Annotated in this window: 10 protein-coding genes, 1 tRNA gene and 2 pseudogenes; 4 read left to right on the forward strand and 9 right to left on the reverse strand. The window is 65.2% G+C overall.

Annotation, left to right across the window (positions count from 1 at the left end; translation table 11 throughout):
* The first annotated feature begins 4 nt into the window (after window positions 1-4).
* On the forward strand, window positions 5-916 hold the full coding sequence (locus ACIBG0_RS32050; RefSeq protein ID WP_397037620.1) for an aminotransferase class IV: 912 nt from the start codon (window positions 5-7) through the stop codon (window positions 914-916).
* A 219-nt stretch (window positions 917-1,135) separates the two neighbouring features.
* On the opposite strand, the gene ACIBG0_RS32055 is transcribed toward ACIBG0_RS32050, so the two are convergent.
* A complete protein-coding gene (locus ACIBG0_RS32055) occupies window positions 1,136-1,765 on the reverse strand; it encodes a TetR/AcrR family transcriptional regulator (RefSeq protein WP_397037621.1) in 630 nt (209 codons plus the stop codon).
* A gap of 76 nt (window positions 1,766-1,841) precedes the next feature.
* Here ACIBG0_RS32055 and ACIBG0_RS32060 point away from each other — a divergent pair, with 76 nt between their 5' ends.
* Window positions 1,842-2,729, forward strand: a complete 888-nt coding sequence (locus ACIBG0_RS32060; protein ID WP_397037623.1) for an oxygenase MpaB family protein — start codon at window positions 1,842-1,844, stop codon at window positions 2,727-2,729.
* A gap of 139 nt (window positions 2,730-2,868) precedes the next feature.
* Window positions 2,869-3,330 carry a PaaI family thioesterase gene (locus tag ACIBG0_RS32065; protein WP_397037625.1) on the forward strand — a complete coding sequence of 154 codons (462 nt, stop codon included), beginning with the start codon at window positions 2,869-2,871 and terminating at the stop codon, window positions 3,328-3,330.
* 1 nt (window position 3,331) lies between these two features.
* On the opposite strand, the gene ACIBG0_RS32070 is transcribed toward ACIBG0_RS32065, so the two are convergent.
* Complete coding sequence (locus tag ACIBG0_RS32070) at window positions 3,332-4,681, reverse strand: serine hydrolase domain-containing protein (RefSeq protein ID WP_397037627.1); 1,350 nt, start codon at window positions 4,679-4,681, stop codon at window positions 3,332-3,334.
* A 302-nt stretch (window positions 4,682-4,983) separates the two neighbouring features.
* Window positions 4,984-6,215, reverse strand: a pseudogene (locus ACIBG0_RS32075) (APC family permease).
* Window positions 6,216-6,593: 378 nt separating this feature from the next.
* Between ACIBG0_RS32075 and ACIBG0_RS32080 the strand changes: the two are divergent.
* Window positions 6,594-7,136 (forward strand): annotated as a pseudogene (locus ACIBG0_RS32080) (catalase); the annotation flags it as partial.
* A gap of 617 nt (window positions 7,137-7,753) precedes the next feature.
* Here ACIBG0_RS32080 and ACIBG0_RS32085 read toward each other — a convergent pair.
* The 6 genes from ACIBG0_RS32085 to ACIBG0_RS32110 form a co-directional block, all read right to left on the reverse strand.
* Window positions 7,754-8,992 carry an FAD-dependent monooxygenase gene (locus tag ACIBG0_RS32085; RefSeq protein ID WP_397037628.1) on the reverse strand — a complete coding sequence of 413 codons (1,239 nt, stop codon included), beginning with the start codon at window positions 8,990-8,992 and terminating at the stop codon, window positions 7,754-7,756.
* 90 nt (window positions 8,993-9,082) lie between these two features.
* On the reverse strand, window positions 9,083-10,816 hold the full coding sequence (atzF, locus tag ACIBG0_RS32090) for an allophanate hydrolase (protein WP_397037630.1): 1,734 nt from the start codon (window positions 10,814-10,816) through the stop codon (window positions 9,083-9,085).
* Entirely contained in the window at window positions 10,813-14,454 is a 3,642-nt protein-coding gene (gene uca, locus ACIBG0_RS32095) for an urea carboxylase (RefSeq protein WP_397037632.1), read from the reverse strand. The genes atzF and uca overlap by 4 nt, the downstream gene beginning before the upstream one ends.
* An 11-nt stretch (window positions 14,455-14,465) precedes the next feature.
* The gene (locus ACIBG0_RS32100) at window positions 14,466-15,173 is read right to left on the reverse strand and encodes a GntR family transcriptional regulator (RefSeq protein WP_397037634.1); all 708 of its coding nucleotides are present in this window, start codon (window positions 15,171-15,173) and stop codon (window positions 14,466-14,468) included.
* Between the two features lie 487 nt (window positions 15,174-15,660).
* Window positions 15,661-15,734 (reverse strand) — tRNA-Pro (locus tag ACIBG0_RS32105).
* A 60-nt stretch (window positions 15,735-15,794) separates the two neighbouring features.
* Entirely contained in the window at window positions 15,795-16,625 is an 831-nt protein-coding gene (locus ACIBG0_RS32110) for a hypothetical protein (RefSeq protein WP_397037636.1), read from the reverse strand.
* Window positions 16,626-16,667: the final 42 nt, after the last annotated feature.

The following is a 16,667-nucleotide window of genomic DNA, read 5'->3' on the forward strand; positions in this document are numbered from 1 at the left end:
GCCGATGGCGAATCCTTATCCACAGGTGTACTTCGGGGACCGGCTCATCGATGCGGAACGGGCGTCGGTCGCTGTCGCATCGTCGGCGGTGCTGTACGGCCTGAGTGTGTACACAGTTTTCCCGGTGCTTGTGGATGAATCGGCACGCACGGCATTTCGGCTCGACGACCATTTCCGGCGACTCGAGGAATCCTGCAAGATCATCGGCATCGACCGGTTCGCCGCCGAATGGGACTTCGCCCGATTCCGCACGGCGGTCACCGACCTGATCGCGGCCAATGTGCCGACCGAGGATGTATTCGTCCGCGCGACAGTGCATGTCGTCGAATCGATTCCGGGCACGCGGGTCCGCGGCTGCGCCATCCAGGTCAGCATTTTCGTCTACGACGCGGTGCCGATCGTGCCGCAGGATGGCATGCGGCTGAAATCCAGTCCGTGGCGGCGCATTCCGGACAATGCGATTCCATCGCGCGCGAAAGTCAACGGCGCATACGTCAATTCGGTGCTCGCCAAACAGGATGCCATCGACAGCGGCTACGACGACTGTATTTTCCTCGACGGCAACGGTCATGTCTGCGAACTCAGCGCGGCCAATATCTTCCTCGTCCGCAACGACACTCTGATCACCCCCGATGTGTCGTGCGACATCCTCGACGGCATCAACCGCCGAACCATCCTCACCCTCGCCGCCGAAGACGGCATCCCGATCGTCGAACGCACCATCGACCTGACCGAGCTCTACATTGCCGACGAAGTCTTCGTCACGGGCACCTCATCGGGCACCTCCCCGGTCGCCGAAGTCGACGGCCGCCTGATCGCCGACGGTCGCCCCGGCCCCCTCACCCAAACCCTCCGCAAACGCCACGCCGCAGCCCTGCGCACCGACACCCACCACAACTGGCTCACCCTGCTCTGACGCACAAGCCGTGACCGCCTCGCACAACGTCTACGGTGTGCGAGGTGGTCGTCTGGTCTACGATGCGCCCATCTATCGCGACGGAGTGGATTCCCTTCGCTTCGAGACGGCTCGTGGTGATCTCCGCGCACGCATATGCCGTGACCACCTCGCACAACGTCTACGGCGTGCGAAGTTGGCACGCGTTGTGCGACGTGTTCGTCCCTGTGCGGCTGCGCGTCACAAGCGCTCGAGGGCTGCGAGGGTGCCGAGGAATAGTTCTACGTTGTCGTGCACGAATTTGTCCCGAGGGTATGGCAGCGCCTGCTGGATCCAGGCCGTGACTGTGTCACCGAAGGCGCCGACCAGGAAGCGCGCGGTGAGGTCGATGGCGGGATCGTTCGGTGCGCGGTCGGGAACTAGAGCCGACAGGATCCCGCGGAACGCGCGCGACACATCCTCCGAGCGCGCAAGCCGCCGCTCGGCTACGGCCGGATGTCCATATGCCTTGGTGGACAGAATTTTTCCTTTGGCAGGTGCGGCCAGGAAGAATTCCACCATCGCCTCGACCACAGCGGTGACCTGCGCCCGACTATCCGTAGGCGCGCTCTCGGCCGCCGAACCGACCGCGCTGGAAAACTGGCGAAAAGCCAGCTCGAATGCGGCCCCGATCAGATCGTCGAGATCAGTGAAACTCTCGTACACGAACCGGGTGGACAGTCCGGCGGCCTTCGCGACCGTGCGGATGGTCAATCCGCCCGCGCCCTCGGTCGCCATCACCTCGAACGCGGCCTCCAGGAGCTGGTCGCGACGGGTCGCGCGCCGCTGGTCAGCCGATACTCCGCCGTATGTGCGCGCCGTGGATGCCATCCATCAATCTTGACACATTTGTTTCCTGAATCTAGCTTGATTCGAGAGACAACTGATTCCTAATTGGGGGGTGAGCATGACCGGACCCGCCGAAGCGTCCGATCCGAATGCGTCGCACGCCGACCTACCCGGCTTGAGCAAGAACTCGCTGACCGCTCGCCTCGCCGCGGACTGGCGACTGATCATGCTCGCCCCGAGCGCACTGTTACTTCAGGTAGCGCACCCGGTAATCGGCTCGGGCGTGGCCGAGCACTCGATCTTCGAATCCGACCCGATCGGCCGCTTCGACCGGTCGTACTGGCCCACCCTCGCCCTGGCCTTCTACGGCGATGACTCCGCCGCCTACGGCCGTGATATCCGCGCCATGCACAAGGGCATCGGAGGAATCGATCACGTCGGTCGGCGCTATCACGCCTGGGAGCCGGAGGCCTATTTCTTCGTCCTCGCTACCGCGCACTGGGCCACAGAAATCGTCGCCACGCGGTTCGGATCCGGACTCACCGAGTCGCAGCGCGCCGACCTGTACGACGGCTGGCGGCATACCGCGCTATTGGCCGGACTTCCGGAACGTGCTGTGCCCAAGGATCTTTCCACCTTCGAGGCATGGTTCGAATGGATCGTGCGCGAACGACTCGAACATCATCCAAGCGTCGACGACGTGCTGGAGACCATGTCGCGACCGCCGGTGCAAGCACCAATTCCGGCATGGCTGTGGAAGCTCGTGATGTGGCGAATGGTCGGGCCGCTGGCGGTTTGGGTGAATACCGGTGTGCTGCCGCCGATGCTGCGCGAGCGACTCGGCCTCGGCTGGACCGCGCACGACGAGCGCTGGTTGCGCCGCTATGCCATAGTGATCCGCTGCCTCGACCGCATACTGCCACCGCCGATACGCACCATCACGCGTGTTGTCGCGATACGCCGAAAAGAGCAGATCATGTCCAACATTCGACAGGCGGCAACATGAGGGACGAGCTCAGACTGTCGGTAGGCGGGCCGCTCGTAATGCGGGTGAGCGCCCAGTATTCGATGTGCGATAAAGACAGCGCTCGCAACGAGTGTGCAGGAAAAGCATTGTGTGCCAGCCGAACCCTTTGACCAGCCCGATGTCCGACGGCCCACTACCGCCGCATGTGGACGGCTGCTTCGGCTGCGGACCACGGAATCCGGCGTCGGTCGGCATCGCACTGAACCTCGAAAACGACCGCATAATCGGCCATTGCACCCTCGACGAGCGCCACCAGGGCGCTCCAGGTGTCGCGCACGGCGGTGTCATCGCCGCGATACTCGACGAGGCATCCGGCACGGTGCCGACCGCCATGTGCGTGCCAGCGGTTACCGCCAAGCTCGAGGTGAACTATGTGCGTCCGGCGCCGCTGCACCGACCGATGATCGTGACCGCGATCCTCGATCGGCGCGAAGGCGAGCGCAAATTGCATATCCACGCTCGCCTGGAACACGATGGTGAACTCATAGCCGAGGGCAATGCCCTGTTCATCGCGGTCTCACCGGACCACTTCGTCGCGCAGGGTGCGCAGGAAGGCGATATCCCTTTCTTCGGTGTGTGATTCAGTGGATGCCCGGTGTGCGCGGATCCGGGCCGAGGCACACCAGAATGACGCATCCGGGTGCGGTATCGGCGAAGGGCGGCGCCAACGGATAGTTCAGGCAGCTGAAGACATTGCAGCCCGGATATGCGGCAGGTCCGACGCCGAAGACCGCGAGCAGCAGATTCGTATCCACGAACCGCCTCGGATCCAGACGCAGCGGCGGCTCCACATACGGACCGGGATCCGGCACCGGACGGACTTCGAAGGCCGCGAACAGCCGACGGAAGAATTCGTACGGCAGCTCCGCGGTGTTCTGCACAACTCCCGAAATACCCTCGTTGCTGACATTTCCGAAGAATCCGGTCCACACCACCGTCAAATCCAGGCTCGGAATGATGAAGACATTCTGCAAGCCGAGTCCCGACATCGAGTAGATGTCGGCGGGCAGGTAGTCGGCGGTTTCGGCGCATCCCGGTCCGATCCAGAACAGATAGCCGTAGCACTCGTTCGTCGCGGACGGTTGGCGTGCCTTGCGCAGGTACGTCCGCGAAACGATCTGCTGCCCGCCCCAGCTCCCGTTATTGCTCACCAGCAGCCCGAGTTTGGCGAAATCGTTCGGCGGGATCATCAGATGCGCGTATCCGTAGGTGTGCCCGGCGCGATCGCGCGCCCAGTAATAATCGCCGCGTTCGATACCGAGCGGATCGAAAAGCTCGCGCTGCGCGAACTGCTGCAGCGGTTTCCCGACGGCCAATTCGATGACATAGGCGAGCAGATCGACATTGCGCTGGCTGTAGCTGAATGCCGCGCCGGGCGGATTGTCCAACGGCACCCCGAGCGCCTGCACGGCACTATTCGGATCGAGTGGAATCACCCCGGTGGCACCCTCGGTGAGTACGCCCACCTTCATGCCGGAGGATTCGGTCAGCAGATTCTCCACGGTGATCGACCGATGCTGCTCATCGCCGAGTCCGGGCGGCAGATATCGATCGATCGGTGCTGTGATATCGAGTTTCCTCTGGTCCCAGGCTATCCCGGCGAGCAGGGAAACAACGCTCTTCGTCGCACTCCAGATATTCCAGGCGACATTGCCGGTCTGGTCGTTCGTTGGCCCCTCGCCGATCAGGCAGTTGTGCCGGAACACCTGCACATTCAACCGATTACGCCCGCTCGCGAACTCCATTGCGTCGGTGAGCCGTCTCGAATCCAGTCCAACTTGTTCCGGCGCCGCCCGTTCCGGCTCCCGCCCGGACGACACGCCACATGACAGCTGCTCGGTATGCGCGGCGTGCGCATCTCCGGCGAAAACGCTTCCCACAACCAGCGATACCGCTGCGATTCCCGCCAGGAATCCGTAGATGCGCCCCATGCGCATGAGGCTATCGCGCCAGACCACGCCAGACCGGGCAACAGGCTGAATGCGTCTGGGGTCAATTGCCAACTCGGCGCACCGATCATCGTCGTGACACATCGGTCGCGCGCCACACACCCCATTCGATCGGCACGGGGCTGCTTCTGGGATGACGTCAATAGCGCGTCCGCACGGCGGACCAGTTTGCGTCCGTGGGCGAGGGTTGCGATGCCGGTCAGTTCGTGCGGGGTCGGTGAGCGCACCGCGAATCAACTCGCGCCCGCGGTGTTGGCTGCGATTCCGTTCGGCTTCGGACGAGGTCAGCGAGGTGTCCGCACCGCGAACCACCCCGCGCCCACACCCAGGACTGCCAGTCCGGTCAACACCGAACCGAGCGGCAGTGACAGCCCGATAACCACGCACCCGACCGCGCCGACGTACGGCACCCAGCGTGGCGGACGATCCTCGGTGAGCGTCGCCGCCGAAACATTGGCGATCAGGTAATACACCAGCACCGTGAACGAGGAAAACCCGATGGCCGCACGCAGATCGAAGCTCGCCGCGATCACCGCGACCACCGCACCGACCGCCAACTCGGCGCGATGCGGCACTCCGTAGCGCGCATGCACCGCGCGGCCAGCGCACCAGGCAGATATCTGTCCCGCGCCATCGCAAGCACCGTCCGCGACACCCCGAGTATCAGCGCGAGCAGCGATCCGGCCGCCGCCAACACCGCGCCCACCCGGATCATCGGGGCCAACCCGGAGACCCCCGCCGTCGAGACGACCCTGGCCAGCGGATCGATCGCATGCGCGAGCCCCGCCGACCCGAGTACCTCGAGCGCGGCCATTGCCACCAGCGCGTAGACCGCCAGCGCGAGCCCGAGCGCGATCATGATGGCTCGTGGAATCGTGCGTCGCGGATCGCGCACCTCCTCGCCGAGGGTGGCGATGCGGGCGTATCCCGCGAAGGCGAAGAACAGCAATCCCGCGGCCTGCAAGACCCCGCGCGGGCCGATCCGGTCCGGCAGAGCCATTGCGGCGGAGTGGTTTCCGAAAAATCCCACCCCGACGACCAGCGCCAGCACGGCCAGTACCGCCGCCACGATGATCCGGGTGGTCAGCGCCGATTTCTGCACGCCCGTGTAATTGATCGCGGTGATCGCGACAACCGCCGCGACCGCGACGACTCGCGAATGTTCCGGCCACGCATAGCCGCCCACGGTCAGCGCCATCGCGGCACACGATGCGGTCTTACCCGCGACGAAACCCCACCCGGCCAGATATCCCCAGAACGCACCGAGGCGCTCGCGTCCATACACATACGTCCCGCCCGATACCGGATATCGCGCCGCTAGCCGCGCCGAGGAGGTCGCATTGCAGTATGCGAGCAGTGCGGCCACCGCCAAGGCGAGCAGCAGCCAACGACCCGCCGCGCCCGCTGCGGGAGTGAGCGCGGCGAAGATGCCCGCACCCACCATTGATCCGAGCCCGATGACCACGGAGTCGGTGAGTCCGAGCCTGCGCCGCAGCGCGTCGCCGTGCGTTGCCATGACTGCATCATCGACCACGCCGCCCTCGACGACGACTCGAGCGGTCCGGAACTGAAAACGCCGCCAGGTGGTAAACCTGGCGGCGCTGAGTCGCCGGACGCCACGCCAGCGTCACGACTCGAGTGCCGACGTCCCACAAGCGCCTCTCGGCGAGTGGTCGCTCGTAGCGACGAATGGGGTGAGGCCCGGGGCTGTCCGGACGCCGACAGAAGTGGTCAACGGTCCGCCGCCCGGATCTATTCCACGGACTCGGATGTGATGCGCACTACGAAAGCGCCCTGGCGTTCTCCTCCGGTCGGTCCGAGAACGGGCCAACTCATCCCGAGGGTAATGGCGCGGGAGATGGCCCGATCGTCATCTACGGCAGGCCCTGACTCCGATCATTCGCCCGACAAGATGTAGCTCGGTCGGGTATTCGCCTACGCGGACGCGCACCGTTACCGCATCGGCACCAACTGCGCGCAGCTGCCGCCGAACCGCGCACGGGCCGCGCAGGTGAACTCCTATGCCAAGGAGGGCGCGATGCGCTACGACTACAACGATGCGAATGTGCCTATCTACGCGCCCAATTCGTTCGACGGCCCGCATGCCGATCCGGAGCGCGCACCTGATGGTGGCGTCTGGGAGTTCGAGCCGACGGCGGCGGGACGGCAGTCGCCTGAGCCGACGGGGTGGGTGAGCGCTGTACGCGCGGACTATATCGAGCACGCCGAGGACGGCGACTTCGCCCAGGCGGGCACCCTGGTCCGTGAGGTCTACGACGACGCGCAGCGAGATCGTCTGGTGGCCAATGTCGTTGGCTACGTGCTCGGGGTGTGCGTGAGCCGGTGCTGTCGCGCGTCTTCGAATACTGGAGGAACGTGGACGCCGAACTCGGCAAGCGCGTCGAGGAAGGGTGTCCGCGCCGGACTGGACGGCTGATAACTCAGGTCCGAAAACAACTCCGCCCCTGACCATTTCGGTCGGAGGCGGAGCTTTTCGTTATGGGAAACCCACGGGCCTCATGGCTCGGAACTACAACAGGCCCCACCAATAGAGCAGGCAGGCCAGCATCCAGACAACCACGGTTTCCATCGCCGCTCCCATCCTCCTTGGCGCCCCTCATCCTCCATCATCCGCCGATTCGTGCCAACGCGCCGCAAACTTGTCGGGATCTTCCACAAATAACGCGACTACCTGCGGATTTTCTCCTGCAAGGTCTTCTTAAGTGCCCAACAAGCCCGCGACGGCATTGTTTGTGTCAACACCGCAACACAAGCCACCACCGGGGGTGGGGAACCGGACTCGACCTGTTCACGAGGGGTAACAGGTCGCGTTTCGGGGGTAGTGCCAGCCGGGCCGGTCCACGAGGGGTGACCGTCCCGGCTGGCGCTTTTATCGGGGGCAACCACTTCGGATGGCTCTTCCCGGAGCTGATCGGCGCATCGAGTCGCCGCTGCCGAAGGTAACCATTCGGTGCGCGCCGACGATCCCATCCAAGGGTGTATATGGCCGGGCCGGTTCACGAGGGGTGACCGGCCCGGCCGGGCCTCGAGCGGTCAGCCGACCGGCTGGAGCGAATAGTCGGGCAGTTCGTAGCTCTGGGTCTTGGTGAGCATCTTCATCATGAGCGGTTTCATGACCTCGGTGGTCATCAGCCTGCTGACGAACAGACCCGCGCGGATCCCGAAGCGCGATTTGGGCGTCATCGACCGCAGGCCACCCGGCGGCAGTTCCTGTGCGGTGGCGACGAACGGCCGCAGCACCTCTTCGTAGCGGCTCAGCGCCTTCTCGGGATCGGTTGCGTGCGAGGCGATTTCACCGGCCAGTACGTACGCGCCGACCAGTGCCATCGCGGTGCCCTGTCCGGTGAGCGGCGAACCGCAGTAGCCCGCGTCGCCGAGCAGCACCACGCGGCCCTGGGACCAGTTCGGCACGTCGATGCGGGCCAATTCGTCGAAGTAGAAGTCCTCGGCGGTGGCCATGGCATCGCGGACCGTGCTCGCGATCGTGCCGCCGTCGGCCAGTCGCTCGCGGATGAGCCGCTGCTGTGCCGCGACATCACGACGCAGCACCGGATTTGCGGCGTCGCGAATGACGACCAGTGCCTTGCAGGTGGCTGGATCGGCATCCGGACGCAATCCCACACCGGTCGCGCCGACCAGGGAATTCATCGCGAACCAGTGCGGTTCGGCATAGTCGGGCGTCGGCAGGGTGAAGAAGGACATGTAGCCGCCGAGGTAGGTGGAGAAATCTTCCTCCGGCCCGAAGACCAGGCGGCGGGTGGCGGAATGCAGGCCGTCCGCGCCGATCACGATGTCGAATCGCTCGGTGCCGCCGGAGGCGAAGGTGACATCCGCGCCCTCGCCGTCCTGATCGATCTCGGTACACCATTCGCCGTAGCGGTAGTCGACGCCGCCCGCCTCGTCGAGCAGATCCAGCAGTACCCGGTTCAGATCGCCACGGGTGATCTCGATCTCGGCGACCGCTCCCTTACCCTCGAAGACCTCCGCGGCCATGCGCAGCAGTTCCTTGCCCTCGCTGTCCACGAAAACCATGCCACGCTCATCCAATTGGGATTTGCGGATGCCCGGCATGAGCCCCATTCGCCGCGCCACCTCGACGCTCGGACCACGCAGGTCCACGGCCTGGCCGCCGGGGCGCGGGGCGACCGCCCGCTCGACCACGGTGGCCCGGATTCCGGCCCGGAGCAGTTGCAGGGCAACGGCATTGCCGCCGATGCCGCCGCCGCAGACGAGCACCCGCGGGCGGTTGGTGGCCGGGTTGGTGTTGCTCATGATCTGTTCCTCACTGGCTCGAATGTCTTGCACATATGTCTAACAAACTGTTTGCACGTTTGTCTAGTACAAATGTGTAAGACGTTTGAGTCAGTTCTGGTTCTGCAGATAGGCCTTCCAGCCGCCGTGAGAGGTGATGTCGGTGGCGGATAGTGCGGCGTCGTAGGTGCAGGCGAAGCCGATAACCGCGCGTCCGTCGGATAATTCGATACTGGTCAGTGCCATCGGCGCGGGCAGCGCGGCGAGGAAGCGACCGAGTCCCGCCGCCGATACCCGGAAGAGCTCGCCGAATATCGGCGCACCGAGTCCCGCGCCGTGGCGCACCAGTCCCGGTTTCGGGGGTGTGGTGTCCAGTGCGGTCAGGCGGTAGGCGTCGGTGGTGCGGATCTCGCCGGTGAACCGCGCGCCGATCTGCTCCAGCTGCCAATGCAGCGGCTGGCCGCGCAGGTGCGCGCCGAAGACGGCCAGTTCGACACCGTCTTCGACGAGCGTCGGAGCGTTGTCGGCGCCGAGGATGCGGGCGGCGATATCGACGGCGACCTGATCGGTGAAAGCGGGCGTCACGACCATCACGCCGAACGTTGCGCCGGTCGTGGTTGGTAGGCCGGGGACGGCGACGGCCGCCATATCCAGCAAGTTGCAGAAGTTCGTGAACGTGCCCATTCGGCGGTTGATACCGAACGGATCCGCTTGTATCGCAGCAATACTCGGATGTTCGGTGGTCGTCGGCAACAGCAGTCCGGCAAATCCCCGCAACGTCTCGGTTGCCGCGGTCTTCGCCTTTGCGAGGGTATCCAGATCGGCTGCGAATCCGGGGCCGGTCGTGGCTCGCGCGGCATTGATGATCGCCGTCACGGTGGGATCGGCACTCGCCGGTGCGGTTTCGAGGAACGCACCGACGGCCGCATAGCGTTGCGCGACGATCGCGCCGTCGTAGAGCAGGAGTGCGGCGTCGAGCATTCCGGAGATATCGACCTCTTCGGTCGTGATCCCGGCACCCTGCATCGCGGATACGGTGCGGGCAAACGCATCTCGGTACAAATCGCTGAGCGCGTCGAGATCCGCGGCGCGCGGGACGGCCAGCCGAATGGTCTGCGGCGCCGACAGCGGTACATCGGCGGGCCAGGACCGGCTGCGCGGATCCCGCGGCTCCGGTCCGGCCATGATTGCGGCTGCCGCGACCGCGCGGTCGAGGTCCGTGGCGAAGACCGTCACGGCGTCGTAGTCCGCACACGCGGGGACCACACCGTGCGCGGGAATGATCCCCAAAGTGGCCTTGATACCGACGATTCCGTGCAGCGCCGCCGGAACGCGTCCGGAACCCGCTGTGTCCGTTCCGATTCCGATATCCGCAATACCCAACGCTACGGCGACCGCCGATCCGGAACTGGACCCGCCGGAGACCAATTTCGGATCGTGCGCGTGGCGAACCGCGCCGTATGGGCTGCGGGTACCGACGAGCCCGGTTGCGAACTGATCCAGATTCGTCTTGCCGAGAACCACTGCCCCCGCCGCGACCAGGCGCTCGACCGCTGCCGCGGTGACCTCGGCGGTGTAGGCGAATTCGGGACAGGCCGCGGTGGTAGGCAGTCCCGCGACATCAATATTGTCCTTGACCGCGACCAATACCCCTGCCAGTGGCAAGGATTCACCCGCAGCGACCCGTTGCTCGACGGTCGCGGCCTCGGCGGCGACCTCGGCCTCGGCGCGCAGCGTGATCCACACCTCGGGCCGATCGACCTCGACGATCCGCCGATACGCGGCGGCGACGCGTGCGGTGGGGGTGCCATGGACTTCGGTATTGCCTAGGACGCCTGAGGTCATTCGGTGGCTCCGATCACTGCTAGCGGGGTTCCCGGTTCCACTTTCGCGCCTGGTGTTGTCAGCACTTTCAGTACCGTGCCGGCGCCCGGGCTGTGCACCGGCAGTTCGAGTTTCATCGCCTCCAGGATGGCCACCGGATCGCCTGCGCCGAGGCGCTGGCCCACCTCGACTTCCACCCGCCAGACATTGCCGATCATCGGTGCGGTGACCACCGTCGCATCCGGCGGTAATCCGGCCAGCGGGTCGGTCACTGGTTCCGGCGCGCTCTCGACGGTCGCACTCTGCTCGAATTCCCCTGCGGCGCGCCAGGCTTGCTTTTCCGCCTCGAAGGCGATGGCCTGCCTTGTCTCGAATTCCGTGATGGCTTCCGCATTTTCGGCGAGCAGGCGCAGATGGTCGGCAAGTGCGAAGGTGCCATCGCTGACCTCGGCGTCGAAACGGCCCGCAGCGGCGGCGGCGCGCTGTTCGAGCAACTGCTCGGGTGTCACCGGCTCCCAGACGATGCGGTCGAAGAATCGGAACAGCCATGGAGTGCCTGTTTCGAACGGCGCGGATTGCCGGTAGCTGGACCAGATCGGCACCGTCCGGCCGATCAACTGGTAACCGCCCGGTGATGCCATGCCGTATACGCAGAGGTACTTGCCGCCGATCCCGACCGCATCCGATGGCGTCCAGGTGCGTGCCGGGTTGTACTTGGTGGTGACCAAGCGATGTCGCGGATCGAGCGGAACAGCAAGCGGCGCACCAAGATAGACGTCACCCAGGCCGAGCACCAGGTATTCGGCATCGAACACCGCGGCACGCACATCCGCGACGCTGTCGAGTCCATTGATGCGGCGGATGAATTCGGTATTCGAGGGCAACCACGGCGCGGTATCGCGGACCCCGCTGCGATATCGATCAATGGCCTCGGTGATCGAGGGATCATCGAACGAGAGCGGCAATCGAATCGTGCGACTGGGCACCACGAGGTCATGGGTTGCGGGCAATTCGGATTCCAGATCGGTCAGCGTGCCGAGCAGCCGATGCTGCGGCAGCACCTCGGGATCGAAATGGATATGCAGTGATCGCACACCCGGCGTCACATCGACGATGCCGGGCAGACTGCTGTCCGCCAATGCCTCGGCGAGCGCGTGCACCCGCATGCGCAGACCGAGATCCAGCACCATCTCGCCGTATTCGACCAGGATATTGTCATCGCCGCCGCGCAAATAGGCGACTCGCGGACGATCCGCGCCCGCCACGACGGTGCCGAGGACGCCGCGATCATCCAGCCCGACCGGCGCGCGGGAACCGGCGAACACCGTAGTTGGGGCGTCGGCCTTGGCGCGAGCGGCATTCGAACGCCGCAGCACCGTGGCCCGGTCATCGTCGACGGGGACGAAGCGGACGGTATCGCCGGGACGCAACTGGCCGAGCTTCCAACGATGCGCCGAGATGACGGTGAGCGGGCAGGCGAAGCCGCCGAGGCTCGGACCGTCCGGACCGAGCAGGATCGGGGTGTCACCGGAGACATTCAATGTTCCGATGCTGTACGGGTTGTCGTGCAGATTCGACGGATGCAGGCCCGCATCGCCGCCGTCGGTGCGCGACCAGGTCGGCTTGGGCCCCTCCAGCCGGATACCGGTGCGATTGGCGTGACTGCCGACTCGCCAAGGGTGCGAATAGAATTGATCCATATCCGCATCGGTGAAATAGGCGGGCGCGGTTTGCGGTCCGATGCCGACGGCGAGTTGCCAGACGTGCGTGAACTCGGGTCGTTCGTCGAGCGGAACATCGTGCGGCTCAGCGAGTTCGGGCCGATCCCTGACGATTCCGAGCACATCTCCCGCGACAATGGCTTTACCGGTGCTGCCGCCGAAACCGCCGAGCGTGAAGGTAGCGGCACTGCCGTGATAGAGCGGCGCATCGATGCCGCCGCGCACCGCGAGGTAGGTGCGCAGTCCGGCGTCCGACGGTGCGCCGATATCGAGTACCGACTCGGCCGGGATGGTCACCGGCTGCCACATCGGGACCGGCTGTCCATCCACGGTGACCGGCGTCGAAGCACCCGTCACGCAAACCACGGTCGGATCGGCGAAACGCAGCAGGGGACCCTGGAGCGTGCATTCCAGCGCGGGTACACCGGATGGGTTGCCGACGGCGATATTGGCCAGCGTGAAAGACAGATCATCCATCGGACCCGACGGCGGAATTCCGACCTGCCACAACCCGATTCGACCGGGATGATCCTGGATCGTTGTCATCGTGCCACCGCGCAGCACATCGATGCGATGGCTGGCAGGGCGGATGTCGGCAAGCGTGGTCGTGACATGGTCCGCATCGAGCACTATGGAATCGGCGCTCGCCGCACGTAACTGTGCAAGATTGGTTTGGACCCCGTAGATCCTGGTCGCGGCCAGCGCATCGCTCAATCCCGCGAAGGCGGCCTCCCGGGTGGTCCCCGCCGCGATCACCTTCGCGAGCAGCGGGTCGTAATACGGACTGACCTCGGTGCCCGTTGCGACCCAGGTATCGACCCGAACCGCAGTGTCCACCGGAAACGTAGCCGAAGTGATCAGGCCGGCGCTCGGTCGGTAATCGTGTCCCGGGTCCTCGGCATAGACCCGCGCCTCCACGGCCCATCCGCTGATCACCGGTCCGGTCTCCGGCAGTGCGTCGACCATCGAGCTGTCTCCACCCGCCAGCCGCAGCATCCACTCGACCAAGTCGATCCGGGTGATCGCCTCGGTCACCGGATGCTCGACCTGCAACCGGGTATTCATTTCCAGGAACGAGGCCGCACCGCGCTCGAGGTCGTAGACGAATTCCACCGTGCCCGCCGATCGGTACCCGACCGACCTGGCCAACTCCCGCGATGCCGCGAGCAACCGCTCCGACAGCTCCGGTGCGAGTCCGGGTGCGGGCGCTTCCTCCAGCACCTTCTGATTGCGCCGCTGCAGCGAACAATCCCTGGTGCCGAAGCTCACCACACGTCCGTCACCGGCACCGAACAACTGCACCTCGATATGCCTGGCCCGCGCCACGAACCGCTCCAGGAAGACACCGGTCGAGGAGAAATTCGTCGCGGCCAAACGCTGCACCCGCGCATACGCCGACCGCAGTTCATCGGCATTTTCGCAGGCCTGCATGCCGATACCGCCGCCACCACCGACGGCCTTGAGCATTACTGGATAACCGATGCGCCCGGCCTCGGCAGCCGCGTGCTCGGCCGATTCGAGTAGCCCGGTACCCGGAAGCAGTGGCACCCCGACGGTTTCGGCCGTTTCGCGCGCAGTGTGCTTATCGCCGAAGATGCGCAATTGCTCCGGCGTCGGCCCAACGAAGGCGATCCCGGCATTTGTCACCGCCTCGGCGAAATCCGCATTCTCCGAAAGGAATCCGTATCCGGGATGAATCGCGCCCGCACCCGTCGAGAGCGCGGCCTCGATCACCCGGTCCGCGCGCAGGTACGACTCCGCGGCCAGGCTCGGCCCCAGATGTACTGCGACATCGGCGATTTCGACATGCGCCGCACCGACATCGGCGTCGGAGTACACGGCGACGGTCTTCAGTCCGAGCGCACGTGCCGTTCGCATGATCCGGCAGGCGATTTCGCCGCGATTGGCGACCAGAACCGTATCGAATTCCAGTGTCACCGAGAAACTCCCTATTCAGTTGCCAAGGACATCGCGGCAATGGCCCGCGTGACCCGATCGAGAACGACATCGAGCGATTCGCCGATGTGGGTGTGCAGCAGTCGATATGCCAGCGGAAGATTCTGTGCCAGCACGGCATCCAGAATTCCCAGATGCTCGGCAATGGTGGTCTCGATCCGGTTGTTGACCATGAAGTCGTACATCCGCACATGCCGGATCCGCGAATTCACCGCCTTCAGCGAACGCACCAGCTCGGCATTGCCCGCCGCCGTCAGCAGGGTGACGTGGAACTCCTCGTCACGCACCACGAAGCCGGGCTCCTGCTCGGGCGGATCCGCCCGCAGGGCCAGCCAGGCCTCCCGTTCGGCCGCCAGCAACGCATGATCGTGCACGACCGCCGGATTATCGATCGCGCGCTGAATTCCGCTGAGCTCCAAGGTAATTCGCAGCTCGTACAGGTCCCGGATCAACGGAATGCTCGGCCGCACCGGAGTGAAACCGTATTCCTCCCGCTGCAAAAGCCCGTCCGAGCACAGCATGGTCAGCGCCTCCCGGACCGGTGTCCGTGAGATACCGAACCGGGTGGACAGCTTGGGCTCGGTCAGCCGCTCACCGAATCGGATATCACCGTTCATCAACTCGCCGCGCAAAGTCGTATAAACAACGTCCCGCAGCGGCCGCCCCGCCGCATCCGCCAGTGTGGCCACCCGTGTCGACATGCGTGTATACGCTATGGACCTCGCATTTCGTCGAGATGACCGTAAGTTAGCAAGCGGTAAGAGTCTGCTCACCGCCCATATGGGACGACCGGGGACATATCGGAACCGTCGCGCATTCCATCGGCGCGCCGCCTTCCGGAATTTCGCACCGGCGGTGCACAGTGAGGGGGAGCAGACAGCAACACTTGGCAACGTCGCCGCACTACCGCAGGACACATTGTCCCCGCAGGCTGATGACAGCCCGGCACTTGCGTGCCGCTGGTCGGTGCCGATCCGTCGCGACGCCGGGTGCACCTACGAGAAGTCTCGGGAGGTATGGATGGATGCGTTCGTGATCGTTGGCTTGCTCGCCCTGGTCTGCGGGCTACTAGCGGTCATTGCCTGCGCGGTGTGGTGGCCGACCCCGGACCGCCGAGCCAACCAGCGTAAACAGCTCCGCCCCCGACCTGTGCGGGCCGGGGGCGGAACCATTCGTCTCAACCACGAGTCGGGGTGACAGGATTTGAACCTGCGACCTCTTCGTCCCGAACGAAGCGCGCTACCAAGCTGCGCCACACCCCGTGGAGCGAACCTGCAGTAGCTTACAACAGCTCAGGTCCAGACGTTAAACCGGCAGGTCAATCAGCCTCCATGAGGTCGAATGCTGGTGAAGATGCGCATCGCGGTGGCCGTGTCGACGGCGTTGGGGACGCCGGTGTCGGCCGCGATCACCATGACGAAGTTGCCGGTATCGGTCGGGGTCGCGAAGGTGTAGATCGAATACTCCGTGGCGCAGCCCGGATTGGCCTCGGTCGCGGTGCCCTTGGTCTCGACGAACATGCCCTGCTGGGAGCCGTCGAGCGAGCGCAGCGGCTGTGCGGCGCCGGGTGTGCCGCCCGGTGAGCTGGTGTATGCGATCTTGGCGGTTCTGGTGCCGAGTTCGGTTGCGGCGGCTGCCGAATCGGTGTCCTTGGAGCCGGTCAGGAAGGCTACGGTGCGGGTCGAGCCGGGGCAGTAGCTCTTACCCTCGGTGGCCAGGCCTTTACCGGTGACGGCGTTGGGCGGTTCGCCGAAGCCGCCGACTTTGCCGTCGGGGGCCACCGTCCAGTCGGCGGGCACGTCGTAGGCGGCTCCGAGATCCGAGGCCACCACCACCTGGTAACCGGGCACCACCGGGGTCTCGTTATTGGCCGGAGCGTGCTTGGTGGTGGTCGGCTGGGTCGAGGTATGCGAACCCGTGGGGGTGAGTGCACTCACCATCGACGGAACCGGATTCTGTGCCGTGGTGTCGTCGGATCCGTGGTTGGCGGTCACGATCGCCGCCGTCGCCCCGCCCGCCACCACGAGCGTCGCGACCGCCGCGGCGATCCAGGTGGCGCGGCTCGGTTGATTCCTGCTCGACGCGGCGGCGAAGTCCGAGACGAATCGGTCGCCGAAAAGCGCATTCGGGCCCGGGCCTTGGGGTATTTGCATCCCGCCAAACGGTCCGGATGGTGTTGCAGCGGGCTGGAATTG

This window comes from Nocardia sp. NPDC050630, from assembly GCF_044457245.1.
GTDB lineage: Bacteria > Actinomycetota > Actinomycetes > Mycobacteriales > Mycobacteriaceae > Nocardia.